Annotated in this window: 36 protein-coding genes; 7 read left to right on the top strand and 29 right to left on the bottom strand. The window is 62.6% G+C overall.

Annotation, left to right across the window (positions count from 1 at the left end; all coding sequences use genetic code 11):
* Positions 1 to 3 precede the first annotated feature (3 nt).
* The 5 genes from DFO50_RS04040 to DFO50_RS04020 are packed head-to-tail and all read right to left on the bottom strand — an operon-like array spanning position 4 to position 5,543.
* The gene (locus tag DFO50_RS04040) at positions 4 to 615 is read right to left on the bottom strand and encodes a phage baseplate assembly protein V (protein WP_112692094.1); all 612 of its coding nucleotides are present in this window, start codon (positions 613 to 615) and stop codon (positions 4 to 6) included.
* Positions 612 to 1,811: a phage late control D family protein gene (locus DFO50_RS04035; RefSeq protein WP_112692093.1), complete on the bottom strand. Its 1,200-nt coding sequence runs from the start codon at positions 1,809 to 1,811 to the stop codon at positions 612 to 614. The genes DFO50_RS04040 and DFO50_RS04035 overlap by 4 nt, the downstream gene beginning before the upstream one ends.
* A complete protein-coding gene (locus DFO50_RS04030) occupies positions 1,799 to 2,005 on the bottom strand; it encodes a tail protein X (RefSeq protein WP_112692092.1) in 207 nt (68 codons plus the stop codon). Before DFO50_RS04030 ends, DFO50_RS04035 begins: the two co-directional genes overlap by 13 nt.
* Positions 2,005 to 2,931 carry a phage tail protein gene (locus tag DFO50_RS04025; RefSeq protein WP_112692091.1) on the bottom strand — a complete coding sequence of 309 codons (927 nt, stop codon included), beginning with the start codon at positions 2,929 to 2,931 and terminating at the stop codon, positions 2,005 to 2,007. Before DFO50_RS04025 ends, DFO50_RS04030 begins: the two co-directional genes overlap by 1 nt.
* Entirely contained in the window at positions 2,931 to 5,543 is a 2,613-nt protein-coding gene (locus DFO50_RS04020; protein WP_112692090.1) for a phage tail tape measure protein, read from the bottom strand. Before DFO50_RS04020 ends, DFO50_RS04025 begins: the two co-directional genes overlap by 1 nt.
* 28 nt (positions 5,544 to 5,571) lie before the next feature.
* Here DFO50_RS04020 and DFO50_RS04015 point away from each other — a divergent pair, with 28 nt between their 5' ends.
* Positions 5,572 to 5,811 (top strand): hypothetical protein, encoded by a 240-nt coding sequence (locus DFO50_RS04015; protein WP_112692089.1) that lies wholly within the window; start codon positions 5,572 to 5,574, stop codon positions 5,809 to 5,811.
* Positions 5,812 to 5,870: 59 nt separating this feature from the next.
* Here DFO50_RS04015 and DFO50_RS04005 read toward each other — a convergent pair whose 3' ends face one another.
* The 24 genes from DFO50_RS04005 to DFO50_RS03890 form a co-directional block, all read right to left on the bottom strand.
* On the bottom strand, positions 5,871 to 6,176 hold the full coding sequence (locus DFO50_RS04005) for a phage tail assembly protein (protein WP_112692088.1): 306 nt from the start codon (positions 6,174 to 6,176) through the stop codon (positions 5,871 to 5,873).
* 138 nt (positions 6,177 to 6,314) lie between these two features.
* Positions 6,315 to 6,839, bottom strand: coding sequence for a phage major tail tube protein (locus DFO50_RS04000; protein WP_112692087.1), 525 nt, complete (start codon positions 6,837 to 6,839; stop codon positions 6,315 to 6,317).
* Between the two features lie 2 nt (positions 6,840 to 6,841).
* The gene (locus tag DFO50_RS03995; RefSeq protein ID WP_112692086.1) at positions 6,842 to 8,272 is read right to left on the bottom strand and encodes a phage tail sheath subtilisin-like domain-containing protein; all 1,431 of its coding nucleotides are present in this window, start codon (positions 8,270 to 8,272) and stop codon (positions 6,842 to 6,844) included.
* 3 nt (positions 8,273 to 8,275) lie between these two features.
* Positions 8,276 to 8,509 carry a hypothetical protein gene (locus DFO50_RS03990; protein WP_112692085.1) on the bottom strand — a complete coding sequence of 78 codons (234 nt, stop codon included), beginning with the start codon at positions 8,507 to 8,509 and terminating at the stop codon, positions 8,276 to 8,278.
* Positions 8,506 to 8,970, bottom strand: coding sequence for a Gp37 family protein (locus DFO50_RS03985; RefSeq protein ID WP_112692084.1), 465 nt, complete (start codon positions 8,968 to 8,970; stop codon positions 8,506 to 8,508). Before DFO50_RS03985 ends, DFO50_RS03990 begins: the two co-directional genes overlap by 4 nt.
* Positions 8,970 to 9,407 carry a gp436 family protein gene (locus tag DFO50_RS03980; RefSeq protein ID WP_112692083.1) on the bottom strand — a complete coding sequence of 146 codons (438 nt, stop codon included), beginning with the start codon at positions 9,405 to 9,407 and terminating at the stop codon, positions 8,970 to 8,972. The genes DFO50_RS03985 and DFO50_RS03980 overlap by 1 nt, the downstream gene beginning before the upstream one ends.
* 2 nt (positions 9,408 to 9,409) lie before the next feature.
* Positions 9,410 to 9,742 (bottom strand): capsid cement protein, encoded by a 333-nt coding sequence (locus DFO50_RS03975; protein ID WP_112692082.1) that lies wholly within the window; start codon positions 9,740 to 9,742, stop codon positions 9,410 to 9,412.
* Positions 9,739 to 9,975: a hypothetical protein gene (locus DFO50_RS03970; protein ID WP_112692081.1), complete on the bottom strand. Its 237-nt coding sequence runs from the start codon at positions 9,973 to 9,975 to the stop codon at positions 9,739 to 9,741. The genes DFO50_RS03975 and DFO50_RS03970 overlap by 4 nt, the downstream gene beginning before the upstream one ends.
* Before the next feature lie 8 nt (positions 9,976 to 9,983).
* Entirely contained in the window at positions 9,984 to 10,910 is a 927-nt protein-coding gene (locus tag DFO50_RS03965) for a hypothetical protein (protein WP_112692080.1), read from the bottom strand.
* Positions 10,911 to 10,937: 27 nt separating this feature from the next.
* The gene (locus DFO50_RS03960) at positions 10,938 to 12,056 is read right to left on the bottom strand and encodes a peptidase (RefSeq protein WP_112692079.1); all 1,119 of its coding nucleotides are present in this window, start codon (positions 12,054 to 12,056) and stop codon (positions 10,938 to 10,940) included.
* A gap of 190 nt (positions 12,057 to 12,246) precedes the next feature.
* A complete protein-coding gene (locus DFO50_RS03955; RefSeq protein ID WP_112692078.1) occupies positions 12,247 to 12,699 on the bottom strand; it encodes a phage virion morphogenesis protein in 453 nt (150 codons plus the stop codon).
* Positions 12,696 to 13,529, bottom strand: coding sequence for a phage minor head protein (locus DFO50_RS03950; protein WP_112692077.1), 834 nt, complete (start codon positions 13,527 to 13,529; stop codon positions 12,696 to 12,698). The genes DFO50_RS03955 and DFO50_RS03950 overlap by 4 nt, the downstream gene beginning before the upstream one ends.
* A complete protein-coding gene (locus DFO50_RS03945) occupies positions 13,522 to 14,973 on the bottom strand; it encodes a DUF935 domain-containing protein (protein WP_233495182.1) in 1,452 nt (483 codons plus the stop codon). The genes DFO50_RS03950 and DFO50_RS03945 overlap by 8 nt, the downstream gene beginning before the upstream one ends.
* Positions 14,974 to 14,984: 11 nt before the next feature.
* On the bottom strand, positions 14,985 to 16,592 hold the full coding sequence (locus DFO50_RS03940) for a terminase large subunit domain-containing protein (protein WP_112692075.1): 1,608 nt from the start codon (positions 16,590 to 16,592) through the stop codon (positions 14,985 to 14,987).
* Complete coding sequence (locus tag DFO50_RS03935) at positions 16,589 to 16,834, bottom strand: hypothetical protein (RefSeq protein WP_112692074.1); 246 nt, start codon at positions 16,832 to 16,834, stop codon at positions 16,589 to 16,591. The genes DFO50_RS03940 and DFO50_RS03935 overlap by 4 nt, the downstream gene beginning before the upstream one ends.
* A gap of 4 nt (positions 16,835 to 16,838) precedes the next feature.
* Entirely contained in the window at positions 16,839 to 17,381 is a 543-nt protein-coding gene (locus DFO50_RS03930) for a DUF3486 family protein (protein WP_233495181.1), read from the bottom strand.
* Between the two features lie 26 nt (positions 17,382 to 17,407).
* Complete coding sequence (locus DFO50_RS03925; RefSeq protein ID WP_112692072.1) at positions 17,408 to 17,719, bottom strand: hypothetical protein; 312 nt, start codon at positions 17,717 to 17,719, stop codon at positions 17,408 to 17,410.
* Complete coding sequence (locus DFO50_RS03920) at positions 17,712 to 18,089, bottom strand: hypothetical protein (protein WP_112692071.1); 378 nt, start codon at positions 18,087 to 18,089, stop codon at positions 17,712 to 17,714. Before DFO50_RS03920 ends, DFO50_RS03925 begins: the two co-directional genes overlap by 8 nt.
* Positions 18,086 to 18,700, bottom strand: a complete 615-nt coding sequence (locus DFO50_RS19080; RefSeq protein ID WP_158537398.1) for a hypothetical protein — start codon at positions 18,698 to 18,700, stop codon at positions 18,086 to 18,088. Before DFO50_RS19080 ends, DFO50_RS03920 begins: the two co-directional genes overlap by 4 nt.
* Positions 18,681 to 18,887 (bottom strand): hypothetical protein, encoded by a 207-nt coding sequence (locus tag DFO50_RS03910; protein ID WP_112692069.1) that lies wholly within the window; start codon positions 18,885 to 18,887, stop codon positions 18,681 to 18,683. Before DFO50_RS03910 ends, DFO50_RS19080 begins: the two co-directional genes overlap by 20 nt.
* Positions 18,887 to 19,294, bottom strand: coding sequence for a M15 family metallopeptidase (locus tag DFO50_RS03905; protein ID WP_112692068.1), 408 nt, complete (start codon positions 19,292 to 19,294; stop codon positions 18,887 to 18,889). Before DFO50_RS03905 ends, DFO50_RS03910 begins: the two co-directional genes overlap by 1 nt.
* 87 nt (positions 19,295 to 19,381) lie before the next feature.
* Positions 19,382 to 19,939, bottom strand: a complete 558-nt coding sequence (locus DFO50_RS03900) for a hypothetical protein (protein ID WP_146745012.1) — start codon at positions 19,937 to 19,939, stop codon at positions 19,382 to 19,384.
* Complete coding sequence (locus DFO50_RS03895) at positions 19,936 to 20,652, bottom strand: hypothetical protein (RefSeq protein ID WP_112692066.1); 717 nt, start codon at positions 20,650 to 20,652, stop codon at positions 19,936 to 19,938. Before DFO50_RS03895 ends, DFO50_RS03900 begins: the two co-directional genes overlap by 4 nt.
* The gene (locus DFO50_RS03890; protein WP_146745011.1) at positions 20,649 to 21,065 is read right to left on the bottom strand and encodes an XRE family transcriptional regulator; all 417 of its coding nucleotides are present in this window, start codon (positions 21,063 to 21,065) and stop codon (positions 20,649 to 20,651) included. Before DFO50_RS03890 ends, DFO50_RS03895 begins: the two co-directional genes overlap by 4 nt.
* A gap of 83 nt (positions 21,066 to 21,148) precedes the next feature.
* Between DFO50_RS03890 and DFO50_RS03885 the strand changes: the two genes are divergently transcribed.
* From DFO50_RS03885 to DFO50_RS03860, 6 genes are read left to right on the top strand one after another with little or no spacing between them, the layout of a single operon-like run.
* Positions 21,149 to 21,346 (top strand): DNA-binding protein, encoded by a 198-nt coding sequence (locus tag DFO50_RS03885; RefSeq protein WP_112692064.1) that lies wholly within the window; start codon positions 21,149 to 21,151, stop codon positions 21,344 to 21,346.
* Positions 21,327 to 21,722 carry a hypothetical protein gene (locus DFO50_RS03880; RefSeq protein ID WP_158537397.1) on the top strand — a complete coding sequence of 132 codons (396 nt, stop codon included), beginning with the start codon at positions 21,327 to 21,329 and terminating at the stop codon, positions 21,720 to 21,722. The genes DFO50_RS03885 and DFO50_RS03880 overlap by 20 nt, the downstream gene beginning before the upstream one ends.
* Positions 21,719 to 22,198: a hypothetical protein gene (locus DFO50_RS03875; RefSeq protein WP_112692062.1), complete on the top strand. Its 480-nt coding sequence runs from the start codon at positions 21,719 to 21,721 to the stop codon at positions 22,196 to 22,198. Before DFO50_RS03880 ends, DFO50_RS03875 begins: the two co-directional genes overlap by 4 nt.
* Positions 22,195 to 22,503, top strand: coding sequence for a helix-turn-helix domain-containing protein (locus tag DFO50_RS03870; protein ID WP_112692061.1), 309 nt, complete (start codon positions 22,195 to 22,197; stop codon positions 22,501 to 22,503). The genes DFO50_RS03875 and DFO50_RS03870 overlap by 4 nt, the downstream gene beginning before the upstream one ends.
* Positions 22,504 to 22,521: 18 nt before the next feature.
* On the top strand, positions 22,522 to 23,451 hold the full coding sequence (locus DFO50_RS03865; RefSeq protein ID WP_112692060.1) for a DUF3102 domain-containing protein: 930 nt from the start codon (positions 22,522 to 22,524) through the stop codon (positions 23,449 to 23,451).
* Between the two features lie 3 nt (positions 23,452 to 23,454).
* On the top strand, positions 23,455 to 25,242 hold the full coding sequence (locus DFO50_RS03860; RefSeq protein ID WP_112692059.1) for a DDE-type integrase/transposase/recombinase: 1,788 nt from the start codon (positions 23,455 to 23,457) through the stop codon (positions 25,240 to 25,242).
* Positions 25,243 to 25,244: the final 2 nt, after the last annotated feature.

The following is a 25,244-nucleotide window of genomic DNA, read 5'->3' as shown; positions in this document are numbered from 1 at the left end:
CACCTAGTGCGAATGGTGGTTAGAGTTGCCGCCGGCATCCACGATGGCCCCGGTGGCGTCGACGTTTCCGTCGACGTGAAGATTGCCGGTGATGGTCGCGGCGACGCCACTGCCCCCCGATCCGGACATGCCGCCCAGGTAGGTGAGTTTCTTCTGCACGGTCAGGTTACCAGTGAACTCGGCCTCCGGCGTATCGACCGTCACCTTGGCGTCGGCCTTGAGCAGGATCTCGGCGCTGGCCTCGACGACAACCTTCTGCACCCCGGAAACCGTCAGCACGTGGCTGTTCCGGTCGTACTCCAGGAGCGCGGAGTCCTTGAAACGGATGACGAACTTGTTCGGGTCGGTAACTGGCGGCATGTCGGCGCTGGAGTACACCGCGCCCAGGATCACACCATCCTCGCCGCGCGAGTCCAGCAGCACCGCGACGTGCTCGCCGTTGTCGTACGTCCAGCAGCACTGATCGTCCTTGGTCTTGGGGTACGCGATCGGTAGCCACATGGTGCGCATATTGTCGACGGCCGGCAGCCGCACGCGGGCAAACCCCGGCCGCGAGGCACTGACCGTGCCGAATTTGACGGAGGCACCAAACTCGTCGAGGGTGTCGTCGTTCATTTCTTTTTGCTCTTCTGCGGCGTGGTACCGACCACCTGTATCTGGCCGTTCTTGAGGCCGTACACCTTGAGGCCTTTGCCCGAGGTCTTTTTCTTTGCGGCAGCGGTGTTGCCTTTTCCCTGCTGCACGCCGGCCACACGCTTCACCTCCAGCTCGGTGGTGTAGCCGCTGCTGCGATCCCGGCGATGGCGAGCCGATTCGATCAAGTACTTGCCGGATAGCCGGCCACAGTCCTCCAGCTGCACGGTGTTGCCTGCCACCAGTTTCGGGTTGCCAATCAGGGTCAGGGTACCGCCGGTTTGCTGCTGGTTTGACTTGTCGAGCGCAGCCTTGGCCTTGGCTTGGGCGGCGGCCTTCGAGCCCGACCGGGTGGACAGCTTCAGGGTGTCACCGCTGGCCGACTGGCCGGAGCGCCGCCTGGTAGTCACCGTGGTCTGGCCAACCGCAGCGACCTGGCCCCCTTTCACGCCATAGACCACCAGTTTCTTGGTCTTGGGGTTGTGGTACTTGACCTTGACCTCGTTGTACACGTCCTTGATCTTGTCACGCAGGCTGATGCTCTTCAGATCGGTCAACTTGAGCGTGGCAGCGATCTTGCCATCACGCAGATCGCCTAACTCGGTAAAGACCAGCTTGCTGCCGACGATCTTGAAGGCATGGCCATATTCACGTGCCAGCCGAGTCAGGAATGCCACATCGCGTTCCTGATACTGTGTCACTCTGTCGATACGGATATCACGGATTTTTCCGGTCAGCGTCAGGCGGTTGCGCTTGGCGATGCGGCCGGCAATTGCGGCCAGCGTGGTGTTCTCGTAAGCGCGGCCGACGCGGGTGCGTACTGATTTCTTGATACCCGTAGCCAGCGCCCGAATGGTGACCGTTGCCGGCGGATGGGCGAACTCGATCTCGTCGATCTCGAATGGACCGACCGGCAACAGGGATTCGGCCTCGTAACCGATCTTCAGCGACAGGCTGTCGCCCTTGCCGGGGTACCAGGCGCGCATCCAGCGGCCGTCTGCGTCCTCCAGTTGCACCTCCAGCTCATCGGACTGGCCGGACAGGTAATCGGTATAGGTCACCGACAGCACATAGGGTTCGATGTCCTCGGTGATGTTTTTATGCCCGTAGGACAGCATGAATACCGGGTGCGGCACCCTGGCTACCGCACCCGACATCCGATCGGTCAGCGCAACCATGGTGGCAGCTCCTCGGACAGGTCGACTTGTTCGATCACCGGGATCGACAACGTCAGGCCGCTCGGCAGCGTGACAGTCAACGGCACGTGCGGGTTGGCCGCGACGATGCGCTCGTACTGCAACGGGTCACCGTAGTAGCGATGGGCGAGCTGGTCCCAGCGCTCACCCTCGGCAGAAATGTGGGTCAGGAACATCAGATCTTCCTCGTCACGACCGCGCCGGCCAGCTTGCTGATGCTGGGCACCGCAGCCTCCAGAACGCCGGCCGCAGCCGACAGTCGGCCAGACAGGTAGTCGATGCGGCCCGTCACATTGCCCACATTGATGGCCGACAGGGCGCCTTGTGCATTGCGCACAGCACCCAGCGCACTGGTGCCGGCACGCAGGATACTGGCTGCCTCGGGCAACTGGCTGGTCAGGCTGGCCAGCACCGGAGACAGCTTGGTCAGCGGGTCAGCCACCTGCTTCATGCTGCTTAGCAAGCCCGCCGCCTGACCCAGTGCTGCCATTGGATTGGCACGCAGACCCTGCGCCAGACGTGCCGCATCCACAGCCACCCGAATCGACGATTGCGCCTGATTGGCGTAGGTCACGGCCTGGCGGATATTGTCACGCACGGCATTCGCCGCCCCGGCCAGGCCAGCCCCCACTGAGGCCACCTTGGCAGTCAGGTTGGCCGGCAACAGCTTGGCGGCTACCGGCGGCAGCTTGGGCTGTACGGCGGGTGGTAACATCGGGTTCTTCTTGTCGCCGACATACTCGCGCAGTGTCAGACTGGCCTCCAGTGCCAGCAGCGTGCCGGCCTTGTCGGTCTGCTTGCTGGTGGCGCTGACATCGGTCAGGACGAACCAGCCCTTGTAATCGCCATTGCCCAGCACCATCGCCATAGCCTGGTGCGCTTCCTTGGCCGTCTTCAGGCGCAGCAGTTCGCGCTCCGGATCGCAGAACTGGGTGTGGAAGGAGAGCTGGATGCGAATCTCATCCAGTTTGTCGCCGATCCACTGCAGGCGCGGCTTTCCTTCGATCAGAGCATGCTCGGCGAAGTCCGCACCAAACTGCGACTCGAAGCCGTCGAAATACGTGATGAGGTCGAACTGGATGTCACCCAGCAGCGCGAACATCAGTAGGCCCTCCGTGCACGTTGAGCGAGCACCCGGTCGATCAGCTTCTCCAGATCGTGCAGCGTGAGCTTCTGGGCGGCCTCAACCTGTCCCTTGACGCTTTCCGGCGTGCCTGCAGGCAACTGAATCGTCGGGCTGTAATGAATAACAAATCCGCCAGCAGCCCCTGCAGCCGCGCCCGTTCCGGCGCCACTGGCCTGACCGGCGCCGAGGCGCTTGGCGGTCGCAGCAGCAGCCGTTTGCGATGCCATGCCGGCGGCAGCCCGGGAGGCGAGTCCGCTCGAGCGGCCGATGCCGATCGCCGCGCCCTGGGCGATGTTGTCGCCGAAACCCATGAACACGCGCGACGGGGATTTGATGCCGAGCGTACTGGTGAACCAGCCCTTGATGCTGCTACCGAACCCGACGATGGCATCCCTGGCGGCGCCGAGCTTGGCCTTGATACCGTTGACCAGACCACCGATCAGCATGCTGCCGAAGTCGGTGAAGTTCTTCGGCAGGCTGACACCGAACCATCGCATCACCCCGGCGAAGGCCTTGTAGAACAGCCCCAGCGGCGACCAGTTGAGAATCGCCCTGGCCACGCTGCCGATGCCACCGGCGAAAATGGTCCGGACTCCGGCCCATAGCCGCTGGAACCACGGTTTGATCGTGCCCCAGTGGCGATAGATCAGGTAGGCACTAACGGCGATGCCCGTCACCAGCAGCCCAATCGGGTTCATCAGCAGGGCTCGGCCAAGCCACAGCACGGCCTGGCCTGCCAGGCGCAGACCTGACAGCAGGTTGCCGGCCAGCAACTTGCCCAGGAACAACATGCCACGGCCAGCCAGCATCAGAGGCGAGCCAAAGGCCATCGCCACTCCACGGCCGAAGGGCAACAGCAAGCGGCCGGTAGCCAGCGCACCACGGCCGAGTGAGACAAATACTCCTCCCAGCCGGCCGATGCCGGCGGCGAGCTTGCCGGCGGTCCCCGCACCGACACCGAACAGTTGGAAGACTGTTGCTAGACGCGGAGCACCACCAAACACCAGAGCGCGCATCAGCGTCCATTTGGCGGAAACTGTGGTGAAGGCGGTGCCGAGCATGTTCAGCGGCGATTTGACGAAGAAGTTCAGCCCCCAGCCCAAGGCGAGCGTGGCCATCTTGAGTCCGATCACGCTCACAGCGAAGCCGGCAACGGCGCGGATCACGCCGGGATGCGCTGCGGCGAACTGCCCGATCTTTTCGATCGTCGGGGTCAGCGTGTTGAGCAGGCCGGTCAGCGAAGGCATCAACGCATTGCCGACCGTGATACCTACGTCGGCAACACGCGTCTTGAAGCGTTCCCACGCCTTGGTAGCGAGTTCGGCACGCTTCTGGTAGTCCGTGTCGATGGTGCCCATCGCCTCCTGGCTACCCATCTTTTTCTTGTTGTCCTGATACTTGTCCCAGCCTTGGCGCATGGCCAGCAAGTGGTTGATGGTCTGGATGTCCTGGAACACCTCATTTAGGCCAAAGCTTTCCATCAGGCGGCGTTGTGCTTCTTCATCCCCCTTTGCGCCGGCCTCCTTCCACTGCTTCATGAAGCCGTCACCTCGGGAGGCAACGAATTTCTGCGCAATCTGCAGGGATGCTTCATAGCTGGAATAGCCGTCCGCCACCAGGGTCTGCATCGACTTCTGGTAGTCAACCCCGGCCTTGCTGTAGGCGTCGATGGTGTGCTTGGTGTTCATGTGCGACAGCCAGTTGCGCAGATTGGTCACCGCCTCATCACCGGAACCCGCACCCTCACGGCCGACTTCCAGGCTGGCAATAATCTGCGTCAGGGCGGCCTGCCCCTTGATGCCCTTTGATGCAAAGGCCGCCGTCATCTCCGGCAGCGCCTTGGCCATATCCTTTAGCTCGAAGCGGCCGAGCTTGCCACCGAAGGCCGCCCGGTTGAACGCTTCCTTGAGCGCCGCGTCGCCCTTGATGCCCAAGGTTTCGGACAGTGAATAGACCATGCCTGCGAGGTCTTTCATGTCGGCATTGGTCGCGGTGGCCACCTTGCCCAGCAACCCAGAATACTGGCCGGCCTTATTGGCATCCATGCCCGCCGCCACCAGTGTGCCCACGCCTTCCAGAATGGCCGCGTGGCCCTGACTGGTGGATAGCGCGGCCTTGCGGACAGCCTCGCCGACCTTGAATTCTTCTTGCTTGGTCAGGTTGCCTGTGATGGCGATGTCACGTAGGCCAGCCTCGAAGTTGGCCGCCTGCTTGACCGCTCCGATGATAGGGGCGGCGGTTGCCGTGGCGGTCAAGTACGTACCGACCATCTCGCTACCGATCCCCATGCGCTGCTGGCGCAAGGTATCACCGCGCGCCAGGCGAGACGCTAAAGCCGCCTGCTTGGCGGCCACGGTCTCCATCGTCTTGCCGAGTTGCTCGTATTGGCGGCGTAACTCGCCAACGTTGCGAGTTGGGTGTGCCATCGCACGCGCCATGGCTTCGCCCAAGCGGACATGCTTCACCTTCAGGTCGTCGGCCACCTTGCCGAGGCTGGTCATGGTGTTTCGGGCTCCAGACAGCGCGGTGCCGAAGCTGGCCAGCATCGTCGCGCCGATCTTGACGCCAATGTAGAACTCACTTGCCATGTGGATACTCGGAACTTAGGATGCAGTTATGAACGTCGAAACCCTTGCCGAAACCATCGCCTACGCCATCGTCGTCGTGCTTGCAGTCGCACTCGGCATCTGGCTGGTCATTGAGCTGCCGCTCTGGGCGGTGCCGTTCATCTTTGGTCTCGTAGCTTTCTTCGGCCTGGCCTTCCTCGGCCCGGTCATTGCAGTGGTGGCTTTTGTCGCTGCAGCTCTCATCAAGGCAGCGGCGTGGCTGATCAGCCATCGCCGTGCTCGCGCTTGATCTGCTTGCCGGCCTCATCTACCCAGCGACAAAAGCTGTCCACCGTCAGCCGGTCAATCTCACTCGGCTGAAACCGGAACCACCGCGCCAGCAGACTCTGTCCCGCCCACAGGTTGTCCGGTGACACCCACGAACGCCAGAAATCGGGCCTTCACCACCTGGTAGTCGGCGGCATCCATCTCATCCAGGTCTTCGGGCACCAAGCCACACATGCGTGCCACACCGTTCAGTTCCAGCAGTACTTCATTACCGCCGCTTTGTTCACCGATCACTTTCAAGTCCCTGACCTTGAGGCGGCGCACGGCGACGGTATCGACCTGTTGGCCGGCTGCTGTGATAAAGGGGTATTGCAGTTTAAGTTCCATGAGGATTCCTTCGTATCGGTTGAACGGAAACGGGAGGTACACGAAGGATTGTCGACGGACGACGCGCGGGGGTCAGTTAAACGGCTTTAACAAATGAAAAAACCCACCGAAGTGGGTCTCAAGCGGAAGTGGGGATGGTCAGCCGCCGATATTGCTGCGATACGTTGCCAGCATGTCCTCGCCACCGACGCGGAAGATGTTGGCCAGGTAGTCCAGCTCCAGCATTTCTTCACCATCGATCACCTGCTTGAGGTAGGTGGCGGTGAAGCTGGAGCCGAACTCCGCGTTGTCGTGCTGCTTGAAAGTGCCGAGCGGGTTCTTCTTGAACATCACCGTCAGGAAGGTGACCAGGCTCACTTCCTGCAGGCGGCCCTGCGCGCCGTAGGTCTCGATGTTGGAGCGGCACTGCAGCTGTGCCGTCTTGAACGGGTTGGCCACGGTCTTGGCCACGTCCCGATACAGCGAGTTCCACTTGATCTCGCCCTCAAGTTTGTCAAATCCGGCCGGCAGTTCGATCTTGCCGACCATGCCGAGCGCCTTGTGCTCCTGCATGATCGCCGACACGTCCGGCAGCTTGACCTCCTCGGCGCGGCCGAGCAGCGAGTTGCCGTTCACGTAGATATTGGCGTTGGTGATGCGGTTGATCTCGATCTTGCCGGCCATGATCAGTTACCTCCCTTCAGGGTCAGCAGATATTCCGAGGTGATCTCGGTCTCAAACGTCAGGCGCTCCAGCGGCGGCGGCACGGTGTACTTGTAGCTGATCAGCAGGTGCCCGTTGGCCAGCTCGGTCTCCTCATTACGCGCCGGGTCAAACCACGCTTTGAAGCCCAGCAGCGCACCGTCGCCGATCAGCTTGCGGCCGTAGCCGTTCACCGACTCCACCAGGGCATCGATCAGCGCCTGGTTCAGCGGCATATCGATGTACTGCTGGCTGAAGTAGCGGATCGACTCGTTGAGCACGTCGCCAGTGCGGCGCACGTTCTCGAAGTTGCGCATGTGGCTCACTGTCGGCCAGGCAGCGGTGCGGTTACCCCACAGCCGGAAGCCGGAGCCGTAGCTGGAAAACACCGTGGTGATGCCCTGTTCGTTGAGCAGGTTCACCTCGGACTGCGGGTCGTCGATCATCGCCGACAGTTGACGCTCGACGCCGGTCACCCCGGCAATCTCCTGGTTGGAACTCGACCACCAGAAGCCCTTGTCCAGGTCGACCTTGGCGCGCAGGCCGGCTGCGCGGGCCGACAGCGGCTCCAGGCGCTCGGCGTTCAGCACCGGGTCGTACACCTTCACGTGCGGGTAGCACAGGCGCACGCGGTCGCTCGAGGTGTTGAAGTTGATGGTGCCAGCCGGGCCGCGCCCCGCCAGCGCCTGGGCGTAGGTGGTACCGATCGGCGCGTCGACGTAGGTCACCGCGCCCAGTTGGCTGGCCATCGCGATGAGCTCGGTCGCCACCGAGTTCTGCGTGCAGAAGGCGGGAGCGATCAGGATTTTGGCGAAGAAGCCGAACAGGTTGTAGGTGTCCTTGAGCGCCTTCAGGCCGGTGCGCACGCCGGCCGCGTCGACCGCGCCGATGATGTCGGCCGCCGTGACCTTGGTCGGGTCGGCGTAGTCGTAGCCGGCCTTGACGCTGGCGCCGGCCGTGAGGCCGCCGCCCTTGACGCGAACGATCTCGCCGGTGACCAGGTTGGCGGTGTAGTCGGTGTCTTTCACGTAGGTGGTCGCGTTGTCGTTGCTCTTCAGCACCAGGTTGGCCACGGCGCCATGGACGAGCTTCACGCGATCGGTCGAGGCGTCGAAGGTGATAGCCTCGCTCGGTTCGTTGGTCTTGTGGATTGCCGGATCGAGCACGTTGATCACGATCACCGTGCCGGCGCCGTGATCGTAGATCGCGTCCAGCGCCTGCGGGATGGTGAAGCCGGACAGCTGCGGGCCGAACGCGGCCGCGTCTTTCTCGGACAGGGTCAGGGTGGTCACGTTGACCGCACCGATCGGTGCCGTGCCGATCAAGCCGATCACGGCCGACTTCACCGTGCGAACGGGACGCGGGCCGCGCTCGACCTCAATGGTTTCCACGCCATGCAAGTAATTTGCAGCCATCGCTTACGCTCCTTTCGCTGCCGGTTCATCGGTGCCGGCGCTGGTGCGCGCCGACGCTTTGGTTTGCTTGGCCTTGTCGTCCACCGGAGTCAGGTACTGCAGGGCCAGCAGGGTCTTGGTGTACTCGTGCTCTTCCGGCAGTTCGACCTCGACGCCGGTGTGCAGCATCACCTCGCGGACTTCTTCGCCCTCCTGCAGCGTCACGCCGCTGGTCGGGCCGCTGTAGCGGTATTTCATGGGATTTCCTCGTGAGTGACTTGGGTCAGGGGTGTCTCGGTGTCGACGTCGGCATCCTCGACCAGCATGGCCTGGGAGGCCACGTCGACCGCGTACTGCCAGATGCCGGCCGACTCGCCCAGGAACTTCTCGGACACGGCCTTGAGCTTCCTGCAGTCTGGAGGGCGGAAGCCCACCAGTGCCCGGCGTACCAAGTCGAGCACATCGACCGCGCCGCCACGGCCATTGAGCTGGCGCAGCACCACGGTGACGGACAGCTTCACAGTGCGGGGCTGGGCAATGTACTGGGTGTCGACGGTGTCGCCGAACTGGCTGCCGAGGTAGCTCACCAGCAGCGCGCCCTTGGGATGGTTGAGCCGGTAGTCCACCGGGCGCTCCGGAAAGTATTCGACAGCCAGGGCGGGTAGCCTGGTGCGCAGGCAGCCCACCACTGCGTCAATGATCTCTAGCGTGGTGGCCATCAGTAGCGATCCAGCAGGTCGGAGCCGAAGCGGCGCGGCCGAGCCCGCACCTTCATCTCGCCCGGCTCCGGGGCGGATTCCCCGGTCGGCACGCCGATGGTCAGCTTGCCGTCGCGGATCGCCTCCAGTATCTGCAGGGCAGATTTGTAGGTGCGGGTGACCGCATCGGGCAGCTCGCTGCCTTCCGGCCGCCGGGCGTACAGCCAATGCCGCGCCAGGTTGACCGTCGCGTCTTTGACGACGGACGGCACCGGGTCGAGCGGCAGGTTGTAGCGGCCGCGCAAGTGAGCGTCGACCAGCTCCTCGCCCTGGCGCACGGCTTCTTCCACCACGGCCAGATTCAGGGTCGGCTCGGCTGGAACCGTGTCGTTTGACAGCTGAATCAGGGTGGCCAGCGGAATCGCCAGCTGCAGGTCGGCAAGCGAGCAGTAGCGCATGGTCAGATGCCCCGCACGATGCGGATCAGTTCGCCAGCGGCCGTTGCCGTATCCCAGGCTGTGCCGTTGGCGACACCGGCGGCCTTGGTGATGGCACGGCCGCTGGCGTCGGACTGCACCTCGGCGCCGGCTGCCACGGCGGCGCCGGCTTCCACCAGGATCACTCCCAGCACGTTGGCCGGGGCCATGTTGTCGACCTCGGTGTCCACCTCCACCACGCCCAACGCCTTGGCGCCATCGGCGCAGACGCCGCCGTCGAAACCGACGAAGCGGCTCGCGGGAAGGTCAGCGATGGCCAGCACCGAGGCGACCAGGATCACATTTTGCGAGGTCATTGCTTGTCTCCTTCACCTTGGCCGGTGGACTGGCCCTTGTCGTCGGCCTTGGAGCCTTTCGTCGACTTCGTTTGCTCGACTAAGGTCAGCGGCTCGGTGGAGGCCACCGGTTCCAGCCAGCGACGCTTCTCGGCAGCCTCGTCGTCACCCATTTCGATCGTGCTGCCTTCCGGGTAGCGTTTGCCGTCGTGATCCAGGTCGATGCCGCGCACGCGGTAAGTCTTGGTGTTCATGGCAGACCTCATGCGTTGGTATCGGCGATCAGGTAGCCGGCGTCGGCGCCGACCACTACCACCTTGTAGACGTCGGTGTGACGCACGTACTCGACCTTGTTGCCTTCGGCGTCGTACTTGTCGGTTTCCGGCATGCCCTTCTTGCGCAGGGTGTAACCGAAGGACGGCACATCGTGGTCAGCCTGGCCAGCACCAGGTTTGGCCACATAGGCCAGCACCACGTTGTCGCCCCAGATGTCGCCCAGCGCGCCTTGGCCATTTGCCGCCAGGGCCTCGCCGACGTAGATATTTTCGAGACCCCAGATGGCCTTCAGGTGCTCGAGGGTGATGAGCTTGTCCTTGTCGGCGCCCAGGGCGGCAGCCAGTTTCGAGTGGAACTTGAGCGAGGCGTAGGCGGCGGCACCGATGACCGCTGTATTCGGGCGCATGCCGGTACGCTGGCGGACGACTTCCTTGCCGTCCTCCACCGCCTTGATCGGGTCGCCGCCACCACCGCTCCACTGGCTGGAGCCGGACAGCGTGACCTTGGCGCCGGCCTGGTAAGTGTTCGGGTTCTGTGCCAGGTAGGCCGCGCGTACCTCTCGACCCAAGTCGATCGCGTCCTTCACGCGGCGGGCCGCCTTGGCTTCTTCGTTGAACATGGATTCGGCCTGTTCGCGGTAGTCCACCGGGTAGGCCAGGTCGTGCTCGCGCAGCACCACGTCCAGGGTGTCGGCATCGTCCGCCGTCATCACGTTGGACTTGGCGCGGATCGCGCGCTCGGTCTCCCACAGGCGGAAGGCGGCCTGCCCGAACAGCGGGATGATGCCGGACTCTTTATCCAGCTCGGCCACCGGGAACAGGCCCTCGCCGATGAATTGCGCGTTGTGGTAGCCACGCGCCAGGCTGGTCAGTACCGGGTCGACGACCCGGAGTTTTTTCAAGCGGTCTGCCATTACAGGCTCCTTGTCAGTCGGTTGGAGTTACAGCAGCTGGCGCACGGCCTGCTCGTAGGGGATGCCCTTTTCAGCCGCCAGCTCGGTGGCGCGCACGTGCAGGTTGAGACGATCGGGGTCGGTAGACTTCTCGGCGAACTCGGCGACATTGGCATCACCGCCCTTGCCGGCCTTGTCCTTGGTGGCGGTCTCGCCGAAGTCGACCAGCTTGGGCATGTCGCCCAGGAAGCCCTTGAAGGCAGCCGCCAGCGGCTGCCTGGCATCAGCCTCGCCAAACTCCACGGCGGTCTCGCCGTCAGCGAAGTCCAGGAAGGCAACCACGGCGCAACGGTGCTTCGGCGCGAGCTTGCCTTCGCCAACGAGCTGCTCGGCATAGGCCAGATGCTCGCCGTGGCGCTTGGCGGCGGCGGCAGATTTCTTCTCGGCATCGGACGCCGCCAGTCGTTGTTTCAGCTGGGCGTTTTCGGCCTCCAGCGCGGCCTTCTCTTCGGGCGTCACAGGGGTGATTTCCTTGTTCGTGGGGTGGACGGGATCAACAGCAGGTTCGGAGAAGGCGGTACGCGGCACGTCGTCACGGTTGGCCGCTTCACGGATGGACTCGATTTCCCAGTTAGGTACTACCGCGTCGGCGGTTTCCTGGTCGAACTTGGCCAGCAGCCATTCGCGCAGGCGCCGCCATAGCGAGGCATTGGTTTCCAGCCCCCAGTCGCCGAACTCGACCACACCGGCTTCGCCCTCGGCGAATGCGGCCTGCTTGAGGCCCTTGACGGCCGGTGGCTGGGCGCCAAGGAAAGCGACGTGGCGCAGGTAATAAACGCCGGGCACCGGGTTATTCGGCGAATCGGGCAGATAGAAGCTGGAAGAGATTTTTTTGAAACGACCCGCGGTCACCAATTCAGCGAAATTGGCATCGACCTGGTGTGGATCGGCGTTGAGACCGTCATGCCCTGCAGCCAGCGACTTCACCCAGCCATAGGCCGGGGCATCATGTCTGGGGTGACCAATGACGATCGGTGCTTCATGCAGGGCCGGATCGTAGGCGCGGGCACAGGCCGCGAGATCGGACTCGGAGAAGTCCAGTACCGCACCAGACATCGCGGTCTGGCGGCCAGGCTTGAAGATGTGCAGGGGTTTGGTCGCGTTCATGCCGTCATGATCGACGGCGAACGGTAGAGGGTCTTTTAATCGACTTTACAATTCCGCGCCGGACTGGAAATGACGCGGGAGAAGGCGGTCGGCTTGCTGGATGTAAAGCCTTTATAAAGCTTTACGGGGCGGCGATCAGGCTGCGGGGCTATCGTTGCGCGTTCCGCGCGCCCCAAAGCCGCAAGAACGGCTAGACGCCAGCGGCGGTTTTCAGGTGACGCAGCACGGTACCGAGTACCGCTTCGCTGCTTTCGGGCTGCAGATCGCCGTCAGCGGTGATGGGCAGATAGGGGCGCGCAGGCAACTCGACTGAGTGGCCACGGCCGGCCTTGCCGCCGAGCTGGTGGATACGGGCGTACTCGGTGTTGCTGCCGATCACCACCGAGGCGGCGTCGTAATCCGTGACGACGGAAGACGCCAGGCGGCCGGACTGCTGCAGCGTGACACCACCCTCGCTGCTGGCGCGTTGGCTGGGCGCCCAGCGCGGCCGACCTTCGGCTTCCAGGTTCTCCTCGACCGCATGCGCCAGCGTGCCGGCGATCTTGCGCATGGCCGGGGTCATGTCGAGCACCGACGATTCCAGCCGCTGTAGCGCCGCCTGCAGCTGGCTGTCGTCGACGGTGATACTGACGAAGTCGCTCATTGCAGTTCCTTTCTAGCCAGCTTGGCCAAGTCGCCGGTATAGCGCCCGAGATCGGGGGCCCACGCAGCGGCGCCAGGGTTGTAGCTCCAGCCCACGTCCGGCGAAACCGTGACCTCACGGCCGGTCTTCGGATCGACAGCGCGGAAGGTGGCCACCTCGCGCTCTTCGCCGCTCTTTGCCGAGACGGCCTTCATCGCGCTGCCCAGTTTGCCTTCAGAGGTTTCGACCTTGACGCCCCGCGCCTTGATGTCGTCTGCCGACAGGGTGGTGACCCGGCAGCGGCAGCCCCAGCCGTTGGGCGGGTAGAACGATTGCCAGAACGGGTCGTCGTAGCGCAGCACCTTGCCGTTCATCGCACGGTGGCTGGGCCGGGTACGGCTGTCCAGGATGGCGACGTAGCGCCAGTACGGGCGGTCGTCGATATTCTCAATCTGGGATTGCCAGCGGCCGGCCATGTAGGTCGTCTGCAGGTTGGTGCGGAAGATGGTCTGCAGGCGCCACGGGCTGCCCAGTTGCACCTGGCTGATCTCGCCAGTTTCCTCGTCGACATGCTCCTGCTTGCCCCACCAGCCCTTGGCCTGCAGCACCGGCGTCAGCTCCTTTTTAAACCAGTCAACGGTCTTGCCCTTGGCCAGGGCCTTTTCCACCGCCTCACGGATGTCCTGCAGAATGTCCAGCCGCGTTGCCTTGGCCACGGTGAATGCTTGGGCCTGGGCGTCTTGCCACAGTTCCTCCCAGTTCCAGGTGATGGCGTAGCCCTTGTTCTTCAGGTACTCGACCGCCTTCTTCGGCTCCAGGCTCATGCAGTAGGCGAGATCCACTTTAGGCATGGAGGTGCCCCCACAGCTTGGCGACGAAGAGGGCACGCGCCAGGCGCTCCTGCAGGCCGCTGGCATCCATCTCCGGATACAGCTCGGCCAGCGCGCCGAGCAGCTCGTCGGGCTGGGCACCGTCTTCAATGCGCTTTAACAGCGGCGCCAGCATCGCCTGGGCGTCGGCGTTGAGAGTGTCGGCCGACAGCACATCCAAGGCGGCGTCCAGCGCGTCCTGGTCGGGTGCTTCCTCGCCCTCCGCAAACTCGGCCGCCGGTACGTCCGGCGTGGCCGCCTCGACCAGGTCGCCGTCCTGCAGCTTGTAGGCGCGCTTGAAGTAGGCCGGCGTCAGCTTGGCCCCGGCGCGCGTCAGCTTCTCATCGCGCTCGGCCAGTACCTTGTCGACTTCTTCCTGCTCCCATAGTGAAAACACCGGCCGGGCACCGTCGTTGAAATTCAGCTCGCACACCCAGCGGATCAGGGTGTTTATCGTCTCCTCGACAATGGCCGAGTCGCCGTCACGGATGTCGCGCGTCACCTCCAGCCCGGCCTGGGCCGAGGCACGGTTGCTGTTGGCCTCAGTGGTTTGGTTCTGGCCCAGCAGGGCGATCGACACCTCGGAGCGGCAGAAGGTCAGCAGTCGCTCATATACCTCGGCCGACCCGGTTTTGCCCGCGGCTTCCTTGATCTCGACGCTGGCATCATCCGGAATAACTGCCACCGCGTCCTGCACCATGGCATCCAGACTGTCGAGCAACTGATCTGTCTCGGTCGGCGTCGCGCTGCGCGGGTGTTTGCCGATAATCCACGGCGAGCCGTATTTCTCGGTGAACTTCACCCAGAACTTGAGGCCCCCCTTCTTGAAGGTGGTCGGCCAGAACACCATGCTGAGGTCGGCAAATCCGTAGGGGTTGTCATAGGTGGCGTCCTGGCGTGGCACCAGAAATTTGCGCGGCGGCAGCGCCTCGCCCTGAATGCTGTTGTGCCGGGAACGGAAGCGCAGCTGGTTGTCCTGGTCGTACACGAACCAATCCGGCGGTTTGCCGACAATGTCGACCGGCACCAGCAATCCGCCGACCTTGCCCCACATCACTTCCATCGGCTGGTAACCATAGAGCACTGCGTCCAGCATCTCGGTGATGATCCTCGACAGATCGAGGTCGGCGAACAGACTCTCGATCGACCTGGACACGCGGCTCCTGGCCTTGTCACGATCCAGCCCCCATTCCAGCGCCTTGACCGCCGCCTTGCGACGGCGCACGCAGCCGCCGACGTGGGCATCGGCACGCAGCTCGCGATAGATCTTGATGTCCTTGCCCAGCGCCTTCAGCACCGAGTCCGGGTTGGGCAGGTGCATGCCCAGCGTGTGGAAGTCGATGCTGCGCTCGCGCGTGGCGATCTGCTCGGACAGCGACTTGCGCGGCTCCCCGAACTGGATGAACTCGGTGGGGCTGACCCACATGCCTTTGGCTCTCATTGATACCCCTGGGTGATTTTGCTGCCGGCACGACGGCGGCGGGACTTCACTGTCACCGGGCCTTTGTTGATTTCACGGCTGGCAAAGTAAGCCAGCGCCACCGCCACAGCGGCATCGCCGTGGCGCTTGCCCTTGTCTTCACCGGTGCTGCGGCTATCGGGGATGCGCGGCACGCCCTTGACCACCTGCACGGCGCGCAAGTCGGCCAGGATGTCGGCGTCCTTGGGCAGATCGATCAGCTCGCCGTCCTCGAGCGCGGCCTTCACCGGCGGCATGTGTTCGCGGTACCAGCCTTCGGACAGCATCACCTGCTGGATGCGGCTGGCGCCGTATCGCTGCATGGCGTACTCGGCTAGCGCCTGGCCGTTGCCACGGGCGTCAAAGGCGGCACCGGTAAAGCGTGGCAGCCGATCCAGCAGGTAAAACGCTACTTGCTCTTGCTGGCGGAACGGCACATTGCGCAGCTCCAGGATGAACGGGACGCGGCGCACCAGGTTCTGCGTCTGGATCAGCGGCACGTGGACGGTGAGGTCACCAGTGCGGCCAAAGTCCTCGCCATCGAAGCTGATGGCGTCCGCCGGCAGCGCAGCCAGCAGCGGTGCCAGCTTGGCCTCCAGCCAGTCGCGGCAATCGGCGATGCGGATGTGGTCGGGCAACAGTTCAAAGCCCTGCGGGCATGCCCAGCGCAGCACCGGGGTGTCGGCCGACATGCGCGATTCGATCAGGGCGCGGGACAGCCAGGCGCCGCCGCTGTGCTTCGGAATGCAGCCGTATTCCTCGTCGGCGGATTCGGTGTTGGGCGCGTTCTTGTACAGATCGTCGCGCCATTTCTTTTCGCCCTCCGGCGTCCAGGTCTGGCCGGTGACGTAGCAGATACGTTTGTACAGGCCGTCCGCGATGGCGTCGTCCAGCGTGATGCGGCGCACGCTGTAGTCCTTGCGGCCCTCTCGCGCTTCCTGGATGTACTGATTGAACAGATTTTCGACGCCGTTGTGAGTGCTGATCAGCCGTACCTTGTTGCCCCACATGGTCAGCGCCAGCGCGGCCTTGAGCAGCTCTTCCAGCTTTTCGTGGAATGCCGCCTCATCAATCACCACGTCGCCCTGCAGGCCGCGCAGATTGGACGGCCGGCTGGACAGCGCCTGGATTTTGAAGCCGCTTTTGGGGAAGCGGATCATGTAGGTCAGGATCTCTTCCTGCTTGCCATCGTCCCAGAAGGTCTGCTCGTACACGTCGGCCTGCGCCAGCTCGTTGAACGCCTTGGCAAACAGCGCACAGGCTGCGATGTACTCCAGCGCCATCTCCTTCTTGCTGCCGACATAGAAGGTATTGCACCCACCACGCTTGCGAGGCTTGGCACCTTTGACAACATTGCGGCCGGCTTCTGCCCAGGTAATCCCTGTGCGTCGGGATTTTTCCCCGAACATGATCTGGGCTTCGTCTTCGAACCAGCGCTGCTGATAGGGCAGGAACACCGGTTCATTGGCCGGAATCGCGTCGGCCACATCCTGTGGCACCACCACGCCGGCCAGTTCCAACTCCTCGGCCAGGTCGATCTTGCGCGGCGAGCCCAGCGGCTCCAGGAGTTCGGCATCGGGCTTCATTCTTCCTCTGTCTCATCATCGGGAGAGGGTGGTACCGTCGCGACCAAGGCTTTCACCGCACACACAATTTCGTCAATCTCGAACTCGCGCCGTGTGTCACCGAGTGCACTACGGATCTTGTGAATGCCCATCTCCCAACGGTCCTTGCGAACCACTTTTCCGTCTGCTCGCAACTCTAGGTCTTCAAGTTTGGCATCCCGAAACTCAGGAAGCCGAATATCTCGCTCGGTTACTGCTCGCATTTTTCTATTCCTTACCCAGCAGAATGCGACGGATGCGGACCTCCATCTGCTCGCTCATGCCGTCCGAGCCGCGCATTTCCAGCAGCTTCTCCTCCTGCTCGGCCAGCAGCTTGTCGCGGGCCTCGCGCTCGATGCGGGCTTGCTCGTCCAACCTGAAGCGCTTCTGGTTGACGCTGGCACGGGCCAGGGTGGCGATGTTCTTGGCCGCGCTGGACAAGAGGCCAATGCGTTCGGCCGGGTCGATGTCTTCGTCTCCAGCCTCCTGCAGGTTGACGATGCTCTCGAACAACTCGGTCTGTACCAGGGCGATCACCGCCTCGGAGCGGGCGTCCTGATCGTCGGCCGCACCCTCTGTCAGCAGGCGCGCGGCCTCGGTGCTGGCCTTGATGGCGGCGAATCGCCGCTCGATTTTCTGACCGTAGCGGTGGATCGCCGACTTGCTGATGGCGAAGCCTTTGTCGCGCAACGCTTCTTCCAGCAGCTGGTAGCCGCTGAAATTGCCCTCGACCAGGGACTTGTCCAGCCACTCGCGCACAGGCTGGGGCAACTGACCGACACTGTTGCGGCGCGCCATCACTGGCTCCAGTACTTGGCCGGGCGGGCAATACCCGATTCGCAATCGATGGTGTACTCGGCGATGTCGGTGCCATAGCGGGTCAAGCTGCCCCACCAGCGGCCGGACGCCTCCTTGCGCAGCTCGACCAGGTCACGGCTGAACAGGTAGTCCAGCTCGCGGCGGACCTCGATCGGCGTCACGTCCGGGTAGATTGACTGCATGGTCATCTGGATTGGCGACTCGGACAGTTCCTCCGGACGCGCGTTGTACAGTGCCAGCAGCAGATACCAGCGCAGCGATTCGCGCCGGACTTTGGCTTGATCAATCACGGGTGGCCCCCTTCAATTGCCAGTTTTCAAGGCGCAACGCCACCGCATCGAGCTTGGCCTCGATCACGGTCTGGTTGCGGATGTAGTCTTCGCGGCGCACGTACTGGAGCGGCAGTTCGGCCTTCCATTGCATGAAATCGCGGTCCAGGTTCTGCATGCGCTCGACCACCCGCTGTTCCTCGTCGGCATGGCGGGCTAGCGTGGTCTGCATTGCAGCGTCGGCCGCCTGGCGCGCCGCCTCGAGCGAGGTGAATCGCTCGTCGAGCCGACGGTCGATCTGGCCGAACAACGCCTTGGCGCCACCGGCGACAGCGCCAAAGAAGGTGAGCAGCAAGGTGACCAGCTGCCAGAATTCGATCTGGACCGTCATGGTCTGGCCTCCTCGACATGCCAGTCGAGCAGGCGGTTCAGTTGGGATTCGATGCCACGGCAGCGCTGGCCGTAGTCGATCAGGTGAGCGAGGGCGTCGGCCTGTGATACCCCGGAATCAACGGTGTCATCGGCGGCGGCCGTTGCAGCAACGTCGGCGGCAGGGTCGGCTGCGGGCAGACCGTCACCCCCGGCATCGGCGCCGACGGCATCGTTCCACACGCGGACAGCACCACGAGTGAACACGCAGCGAGGAGCAGGCTGGAGTGCGGCATCCTCTGTCGGACGGTATTGGGTGACATCGGAGATCCTTTGCTGAAGGTGTTCGGCCTCTCGGGCATGGGTGGCACGCTCGTCGATCAGCGTCCAGCCGAGCTGGTTGGCAGTGGCGGTCAGGGCCTGCTCGCGATTGCGTGCGGCTTTTTCGCTGGCAAGGGCACGGGCAGACGTGGCGGCCTGATAGCTGGCCAGCGCCGTGGCGCCATCTGCGGCTGCATGAGCATGGCCCAGGCGATAGCCAGCGGCGCCACACGCAAGCGCCACGAAGGTGGCCACGCCGACCCCGGCCAGCCATTTCTGAAGTCGGCCCGGGTCAATCGGCATCGGCAGCATCGACCACCTCCTGCTTGATGATCCGGGCCACGCCGATAGCCAGCGCGGCCAGTGCATACCAGCGCGGCGGCAGCAACGCCGACAACTGGGGCAGCAGCGGTTCGGCCAGCGCCACCATCGCCGTCGCAGCGGCCAGACGTACCGACCAGTAGCGCCATGCTCGCCGCCATTCGGGTACCAGCGCCATCACTGATACCCCCGGGCCAGCTCGAAGTGCGGCATCTCGTGGAAGCGCGCCTTCGGGTTGCCATACCAGACCAGCCCCAGGGACTCGCCGATCTGGCCGGCGATCGACCACGCAGGGAACGCGGCGTTCCACATCGCCTTGCCATGCTGGAGCGGCACGATGTCAAAGGCGCGTGAGGCCGGCTTGCCGGCAATGGTGTGGTTGTGAGCGGATTGGCCGGCGCGGGCATTGGTTACGCGCGCACCAGGTCGGGTACGACCCTGGGCATACAGCGCATCCTGTTCGGCGCCGGAGCGCCAGGTGCAGGTAATCAGGATATCGAGACCAGCCTCCGCGCAGCGGCGCAGGAATTCGTGACAGACCGGTTGCAGGTCGGGGTGCAGGTCTTCGAGTTTTCGGCTAGGCATGGCGCCCTCCAGACGTGAACATGCCGCCATTGTCGGCGGCATATCTGGAGGGGTCTTTTAATCTGATTTAAGGATGGGAAAGTGAGTTTAAAGCTTCAAGCTTCGCAAGCAGAAGTCCCTCGCATACTTCGCGTTGCTCTCCTCCTTGCAGTATTCCGTGATGAATTCTAGTCCCACAGGATGGGGGGTTCTGGTGTCCCCGCTCAAGTTGAGCAAATCCCATTGAGTGAAGCTGTCGGACGCAAAATTGATCTTCCGAATCTCGGTCATCTGGAAAGGAACCTCAACCACGTCCGCACGGCTTTTATTGCCATAGTGGTCTACAAGCCCTGCATTCAGGACAAAGCGAATCTCATCAGCCTGTTGATTTGGGAAGTACGTCACAATCCCCTTGACAATTTTTTCCATGCCGAAAGTAGCAGAAGTCATATCAGATGAAGCTGACATACCAGGCAGCTCCCAGATAACTCGCAGACTCGTCTTCCCCCCATCCTTGCTTTCCTCGACTTTGAGGATATGGGAGTCGATCTCCTTGATGGTCTTGGGTGGCTCATCACCACATGCGGCCAGCGCCAATACCATAGCCAAAGTTAAGGTTGTTGCTGCTTTCCGCATATTCAATCCGCCCTTTTCTGCTGTTTTCATGTTTGAGTGCCTGCTTTAATGGCACGCCATTGTGGCGGCGATTCCTTCTTGTCGGAAATGCACTGCACATCATCCGCATGTTCGTTCGCGATGATGCTGCCCAGTGAGTACGACCGGCCTTCAAATTCGCATTGGCGGAGGCGTGCCTCGGTCGCAGCGACCGCCTGTCTTAACGTTGATGTTTGCCAAGCAAAATGCACTGCAGTAAAGCCGGCCAGCAATGCGACCACCGCGACAGCCAATGCCGCTTTGTAAATAAGGGCCACCTGTTTTTCCGCCGCTGCACAAGCGGCGCACGGGGCAGCCTGAATACCTTCAGGGAATGTCTGGGGCAGGACCACGGTCGACGCGGTATCTGGTGTGATAGATGCAGTGGAGCGCACGCGGTCAAGCCATTCGTTCAGCCACCGGTCCGCCTCGCGGTAGCGTTCTTTCGGTAGCTGCTGGTAATAGACACCATCGAAATAGGCGGAAAATTTTCGCCAGATTGTGCCCATGTCCGTATCCGACGCGTCGGCGATGGCACGGACCAGAACACGGATCTCTTCCTGTTGCTGCCACGACAGCGGTTCACTGACACTTGCTGTCGGCTCAGGCGACGCCACCCCGTTGATATGCAAGGTGACCGAGTTGGAATTGCTGACTTCAGGGCCGGTATGTTTCACATCACCCTGCACGGCCTGAGCGACATTGCCGTGAAAGTTCTGATTCATTTTTTCTTCCTGCTCCCCACGGACAAATGAAGCCCGGTCTGATCGACACCACCCTTGATCACCTGGCCTACATCGCCATGAAAAATTTGCTGCCCTGGGGAAGTCTCCTCTCCCAGCAGGACACGCATTGCCGCGTCCTGCAACGCAGGCGGGCAGGCACGGAACCGCTCTATCAGCACCCGCTCTGCTGGCGTCATGGCGCATGACGAACGCATTCCGGTCAGCACATATTGCACATCTACGCCGGCCAAGGCAATGGCGGACAGGTAGTCCCCATTCGGGGCGCCATCGCCTTTCTCGTAGAGGATTTGCGATCCCTTCGAGACGCCGCCCACGCGGCCGAAATCGGTCTGGTTGTATCCCAACCGTTTTCGCTCTTCTACCAGTCGCGCCCCAAGTTCAATTCTATGCACCAAAAGCCCCTTGCAAGGTTCAAAATTTTGAACCATAATCACCCCAACAAATCACCAACATCATTCATACAGGAGCCACTGCCATGACCCCTGCACAAGTCAAAGCCAGGTTCCGCCGTGAGGGGCGAACCTTTACCGCATGGGCGGATGAGAACGGTTACACCCGCAATGCGGTGTACCGCGTCCTCAATGGCTTCGACAAAGGCAACTACGGCCGCGCACACGAAATCGCTGTGAAGCTTGGCCTCAAGTCACCTGAGCATGAACACATCGCCGCATAAGGACACCATTGTCATGGGCTCTCAGCAGGCCTCGGCGTGCACTGCGTGCATCGTCAAGTTGATCAGCAAGAAAGTACAGCGTCCGTTGCAGACCCGCTTGTTCGGGACAGGCAGGCCAGTAGCGGGCTCGCTGTCGAAGTGCTGCCGTCAGTCTCGGCCCATCGGCCGCACCCTGCCGCTCGGCCTCTGCCGCCAGATGCAGGAAGGCCTGGGCAATGCCGTCAATCCGGCCTGCCAGTTCATTGAAATCGGCATCGAGCATGAATTGAGTTCCTGTGCAGATTATCCGCTTTTCATTCTATCCACGGCAAACGCCTTGCCCAGAGGCAAAACCGCTCCGTGTTTGGAGCCACTGCCAGAGAGGTCATTCCAATGATGAAACATGGCTGGAAGCGCATTCAGCCGACGTCGCTGCGTCATGCGCTCGAGTTGTGCAAGGACTACGCCAGGGAGCATCGCAACTTGTCGGTCGAGCGCATTGCCGACCGGATGGGGGTGGCAGATCACTGGACTGTCTACAAGTGGATCAATAGCGGCCGCATCCCGGCCAACATGATCCGCGCCTACGAAACGGTATGCGGCATCAACTACGCAACCCGCTGGCTGGCCGCCAGTGACGGCAGCTTGCTGATCGAGATTCCCACTGGCCGAAAGATCATTGCCGAAGACATCCAGGTGCTGCAGGGCGCACTGAACGATGCGGTCGGCAAGCTACTGCAGTTTGCGGCCGACAAGGCCAATGCGGTGGACACGCTGGCCGGGATTCAACTGGCGATGGAAGGGCTGGCCTGGCATCACGGCAATGTCGAGAAGTACGTGCAGCCGGAGCTGGAACTGGGGAATGCGTCATGAGCAAGACACGAACCAGCAGCACCGGTATCCGGGTGCTGGAAGTACTGAAAGCCTTGAAGGGGCAAACGGTCACCGGGCTTTCCAACAAGGATCTGGCCGATGCCATCGGCTGCCCGGCATCGGCCATTACTCGCGCTACGGCTGATCTGATCGAGGCCGGACTGGTAGTGAAACTGGATAACGGACGGTTCGCTCACTCGGTGCAGATGCTGCAGATCGCCCAGGCGCATGCCGAGCATGTAGCCAAGTTGCAGGGGCGCATTGCTGAAATCAACCAGCGCATTGCCGCTGGGGTATGGAACTAAGGGGATAAGGGGAAAAACATGGGACGACACGCTTCACCCACTACAGAAACTACGGTACTGCCCCCGTTGCCGGCGGCGCCGATTCTTGCAGACCAGAACCGGATGGCTGCGCATGCCACAGAAATCGCGGAACGCTTTGGCGATGGCCAGCCTTATGAGCGCGGTCGTGTGGTGTGCGAAGTGCGCTTCTATATGGCACAGAGTGCCGAGGCGATGCTGGAGGCGGGGAAGCGGCTGATTGTACTGAAAGAAAACGAGCCGCATGGCGAGTTTGAAAGCATTGTGCGTGAGCAACTTGGCCTGCCGGAGCGCACGGCGCAACGGATGATGCAGGCATCGATCAAGTATCTGTCGCCAGCACTGACGGCAAAAGCGCCAGCGCTGGCGCATTTGGGCAAGACCAAGCTGTTTGAGCTGATGACCGAGGACGATGACCAGCTGCAGGCCCTGGCCGATGGCGGCACGGTGGCTGGCATGACGCTGGACGATATCGACCGCATGACCAGCCGCGAGTTGAAGCAGGCATTGCGTGACGCTCGCGAGGACGCCCATGCCCAGGCGCGGTTGCTGTCGGACAAGAACCGCAAGCTGGATGAGATGGCCACCCGGCTCACCACCAGGACTCCACGCATTCAGACCCCGCCACCGGATGTCGAGGGTGAGGAAATTCGCAAGGAAGCCAGCGCGTTCGCGTTTGAGGCTGAGTCGGTAGTGCGTGGCAAGTTGCATGCAGCATTCCAGGCCCTGGCTGCCCACACCGAGAAGCACGGCATCCCGCATGACGATTTTATGGCGGGCCTGCTTGGGCAGTGCGAACTGGCCGTCAAGCAGTTGCGAGGAGAGTTCGGGGTCAAGCCGGGCGCGGATGGCCAGGACGTGCCTGCCTGGCTCCGGGATGACCAGGACCCGCTCGATTTGCCGCTGGCGGCAGATCTGGCCAGGGCATAACTCATGAGCGCCGTCCTGACCGAACGCTTGGTCGCTGTGGCGCTCGCCGCCCGCAGTGCCGGGCATGGCGGCAAGGGGGCGATCTATGACGCTGCCTGCCGTGACCTGAATCTGTCCCGCGCCACGCTGCTGCGCAAACTCAAGGAGGTCGCAGTGATGACACCACGCAAGCGTCGGTCTGATGCCGGGCAAACGGCCCTGAGCCGGGATGAGGCCATGTTGATCTCAGCTGTGTTGATGGAGTCCACGCGCAAAAATGGCAAACGGCTGTATGCCGTTGCTGATGCGGTGGCGACTCTGCGCAGCAATGACATGATCCGGGCCATGGGCATTGATACGGCGACGGGCGAACTGCGGCCACTGTCCGAAAGCACGATTTCTCGTGCGCTGCGCGGCTATGGCCTGCACCCGGACCAGCTGCTGGCCCCGGCCCCGGTCACCGAGTTGGCCAGCCGTCATCCAAACCATGTCTGGCAGGTAGATGCCAGCATGTGCGTGCTGTATTACCTGCGCCCGTCTGCGGATGCCCGCGCCAACGGTTTGCGGGTGATGGATGCTGAGGTGTTTTACAAGAACAAACCAGGCAATCTGACTCGCATCGCCAACGAGCGGGTATGGCGCTATGCCATCACCGACCACAGCAGCGGCTGGGTCTATGTCGAATATGTCACCGGCGGCGAGTCGGGCGAGAACCTGTGCTCGGTGCTGATCAATGCCATGCAGGAGCGTGGTGGCGCCGATGTGCTGCATGGCCGTCCGACGCTGCTGATGATGGACCCGGGGTCGGCGAATACGGCCGCCATGACTCGCAATCTGTGCCGGGCGCTGGGCATCCAGATGGTCGTCAACAAGGTCGGCAATGCGCGGGCCAAGGGCCAGGTCGAGAACAGCAACAATCTGATCGAATGCAAGCTGGAGCCGGGTCTGAAGTTCCAGCCGGTGCATGACCTGAATTCACTGAATGTCCTCGCCAGGAAATGGCGCAGCCACTTCAATGCCACTGCGCTGCACTCCCGGCACGGATGCACGCGCACGGCACTGTGGATGACCATCAGTGCCAGCCAGTTGATCAAGGTGCCTGCGATTGCGGTATGCCGCGAGCTAGCCATCGCCGAGCCGGAAAGCCGCAAGGTGTCCCCACGGATGACGGTGTCGTTCCATGGCGTCGAGTACGACGTGTCCCGCGTGCCGGAAGTGATGGTGGGCGAGAAGTTGATGGTCACCCGCAATCCCTGGCGCGATCAGGCCGCCCAGGTGGTCTTGGTCGGCGCGGATGGCCGCGAGTGCTTTCACGTGGTCGATGCCATCCAGCGCGACGAGTATGGATTCCGTGCTGATGCTGCCGTGATTGGCGAGTCGTTCAAGCCACTGGCACATACCCCGGCGCAGGTCGCGCTGGGGCGGATCGAACAACTGGTAACCGGTACCGACAGCGTGACTGCCGCTGAGTCAGCGCGCAAAACCAGGGCGCTGCCATTCGGCGGTCGGCTGGACCCGTACAAACCGCTGGTCGATGCCGATCTGCCTATTTTCATCCCGCGTCGTGGTACGGCTCACGAGCTGATTGCCCCGATCGTCGAGCTGCCGATGCTCACCCATTTTGAAGCCGCCAAGTTGCTCAAGCCCCGGGTGGAGGCCAATGGTGGCAGTTGGAGTGCTGCGCAGTTGAAGTGGCTGCAGCAGCGCTATCCGGAAGGAATCCCCCAGGATGCGTTCAGCGCCATTGTTGCAGAACTGACTGGCCAGTCGGCTGTCCAGAATCCGCCGCTTCGCCTGCTGAAGACGGCTTGAGG

Origin of the sequence: Microvirgula sp. AG722, assembly GCF_003269145.1 — a bacterium.
Lineage (GTDB): Bacteria > Pseudomonadota > Gammaproteobacteria > Burkholderiales > Aquaspirillaceae > Microvirgula > Microvirgula aerodenitrificans.
Note: the sequence above shows the minus strand (reverse complement) of the source record. Positions and strands in the feature narration are given on the sequence as shown.

Coding starts and splice junctions, on each gene's coding strand:
- DFO50_RS03995 (WP_112692086.1), bottom strand. CDS start 8,272: ATGGCTGCAAATTACTTGCATGGCGTGGAAACCATTGAGGTCGAGCGC.
- DFO50_RS03945 (WP_233495182.1), bottom strand. CDS start 14,973: ATGTGGGTCAGCCCCACCGAGTTCATCCAGTTCGGGGAGCCGCGCAAG.
- DFO50_RS03880 (WP_158537397.1), top strand. CDS start 21,327: ATGAACACATCGCCGCATAAGGACACCATTGTCATGGGCTCTCAGCAG.
- DFO50_RS04015 (WP_112692089.1), top strand. CDS start 5,572: ATGAACGTCGAAACCCTTGCCGAAACCATCGCCTACGCCATCGTCGTC.
- DFO50_RS03910 (WP_112692069.1), bottom strand. CDS start 18,887: ATGGCGCTGGTACCCGAATGGCGGCGAGCATGGCGCTACTGGTCGGTA.
- DFO50_RS03950 (WP_112692077.1), bottom strand. CDS start 13,529: ATGCCTAAAGTGGATCTCGCCTACTGCATGAGCCTGGAGCCGAAGAAG.
- DFO50_RS04035 (WP_112692093.1), bottom strand. CDS start 1,811: ATGGTTGCGCTGACCGATCGGATGTCGGGTGCGGTAGCCAGGGTGCCG.
- DFO50_RS03885 (WP_112692064.1), top strand. CDS start 21,149: ATGACCCCTGCACAAGTCAAAGCCAGGTTCCGCCGTGAGGGGCGAACC.
- DFO50_RS03895 (WP_112692066.1), bottom strand. CDS start 20,652: ATGAATCAGAACTTTCACGGCAATGTCGCTCAGGCCGTGCAGGGTGAT.
- DFO50_RS04000 (WP_112692087.1), bottom strand. CDS start 6,839: ATGGCCGGCAAGATCGAGATCAACCGCATCACCAACGCCAATATCTAC.
- DFO50_RS03860 (WP_112692059.1), top strand. CDS start 23,455: ATGAGCGCCGTCCTGACCGAACGCTTGGTCGCTGTGGCGCTCGCCGCC.
- DFO50_RS19080 (WP_158537398.1), bottom strand. CDS start 18,700: ATGCTGCCGATGCCGATTGACCCGGGCCGACTTCAGAAATGGCTGGCC.
- DFO50_RS03955 (WP_112692078.1), bottom strand. CDS start 12,699: ATGAGCGACTTCGTCAGTATCACCGTCGACGACAGCCAGCTGCAGGCG.
- DFO50_RS03940 (WP_112692075.1), bottom strand. CDS start 16,592: ATGAAGCCCGATGCCGAACTCCTGGAGCCGCTGGGCTCGCCGCGCAAG.
- DFO50_RS04020 (WP_112692090.1), bottom strand. CDS start 5,543: ATGGCAAGTGAGTTCTACATTGGCGTCAAGATCGGCGCGACGATGCTG.
- DFO50_RS03960 (WP_112692079.1), bottom strand. CDS start 12,056: ATGAACGCGACCAAACCCCTGCACATCTTCAAGCCTGGCCGCCAGACC.
- DFO50_RS03990 (WP_112692085.1), bottom strand. CDS start 8,509: ATGAAATACCGCTACAGCGGCCCGACCAGCGGCGTGACGCTGCAGGAG.
- DFO50_RS03975 (WP_112692082.1), bottom strand. CDS start 9,742: ATGACCTCGCAAAATGTGATCCTGGTCGCCTCGGTGCTGGCCATCGCT.
- DFO50_RS03900 (WP_146745012.1), bottom strand. CDS start 19,939: ATGAAAACAGCAGAAAAGGGCGGATTGAATATGCGGAAAGCAGCAACA.
- DFO50_RS03875 (WP_112692062.1), top strand. CDS start 21,719: ATGATGAAACATGGCTGGAAGCGCATTCAGCCGACGTCGCTGCGTCAT.
- DFO50_RS03985 (WP_112692084.1), bottom strand. CDS start 8,970: ATGGCCACCACGCTAGAGATCATTGACGCAGTGGTGGGCTGCCTGCGC.
- DFO50_RS04030 (WP_112692092.1), bottom strand. CDS start 2,005: ATGTTCCTGACCCACATTTCTGCCGAGGGTGAGCGCTGGGACCAGCTC.
- DFO50_RS04040 (WP_112692094.1), bottom strand. CDS start 615: ATGAACGACGACACCCTCGACGAGTTTGGTGCCTCCGTCAAATTCGGC.
- DFO50_RS03905 (WP_112692068.1), bottom strand. CDS start 19,294: ATGCCTAGCCGAAAACTCGAAGACCTGCACCCCGACCTGCAACCGGTC.
- DFO50_RS03870 (WP_112692061.1), top strand. CDS start 22,195: ATGAGCAAGACACGAACCAGCAGCACCGGTATCCGGGTGCTGGAAGTA.
- DFO50_RS03980 (WP_112692083.1), bottom strand. CDS start 9,407: ATGCGCTACTGCTCGCTTGCCGACCTGCAGCTGGCGATTCCGCTGGCC.
- DFO50_RS03865 (WP_112692060.1), top strand. CDS start 22,522: ATGGGACGACACGCTTCACCCACTACAGAAACTACGGTACTGCCCCCG.
- DFO50_RS03920 (WP_112692071.1), bottom strand. CDS start 18,089: ATGACGGTCCAGATCGAATTCTGGCAGCTGGTCACCTTGCTGCTCACC.
- DFO50_RS04025 (WP_112692091.1), bottom strand. CDS start 2,931: ATGTTCGCGCTGCTGGGTGACATCCAGTTCGACCTCATCACGTATTTC.
- DFO50_RS03935 (WP_112692074.1), bottom strand. CDS start 16,834: ATGCGAGCAGTAACCGAGCGAGATATTCGGCTTCCTGAGTTTCGGGAT.
- DFO50_RS03965 (WP_112692080.1), bottom strand. CDS start 10,910: ATGGCAGACCGCTTGAAAAAACTCCGGGTCGTCGACCCGGTACTGACC.
- DFO50_RS04005 (WP_112692088.1), bottom strand. CDS start 6,176: ATGGAACTTAAACTGCAATACCCCTTTATCACAGCAGCCGGCCAACAG.
- DFO50_RS03970 (WP_112692081.1), bottom strand. CDS start 9,975: ATGAACACCAAGACTTACCGCGTGCGCGGCATCGACCTGGATCACGAC.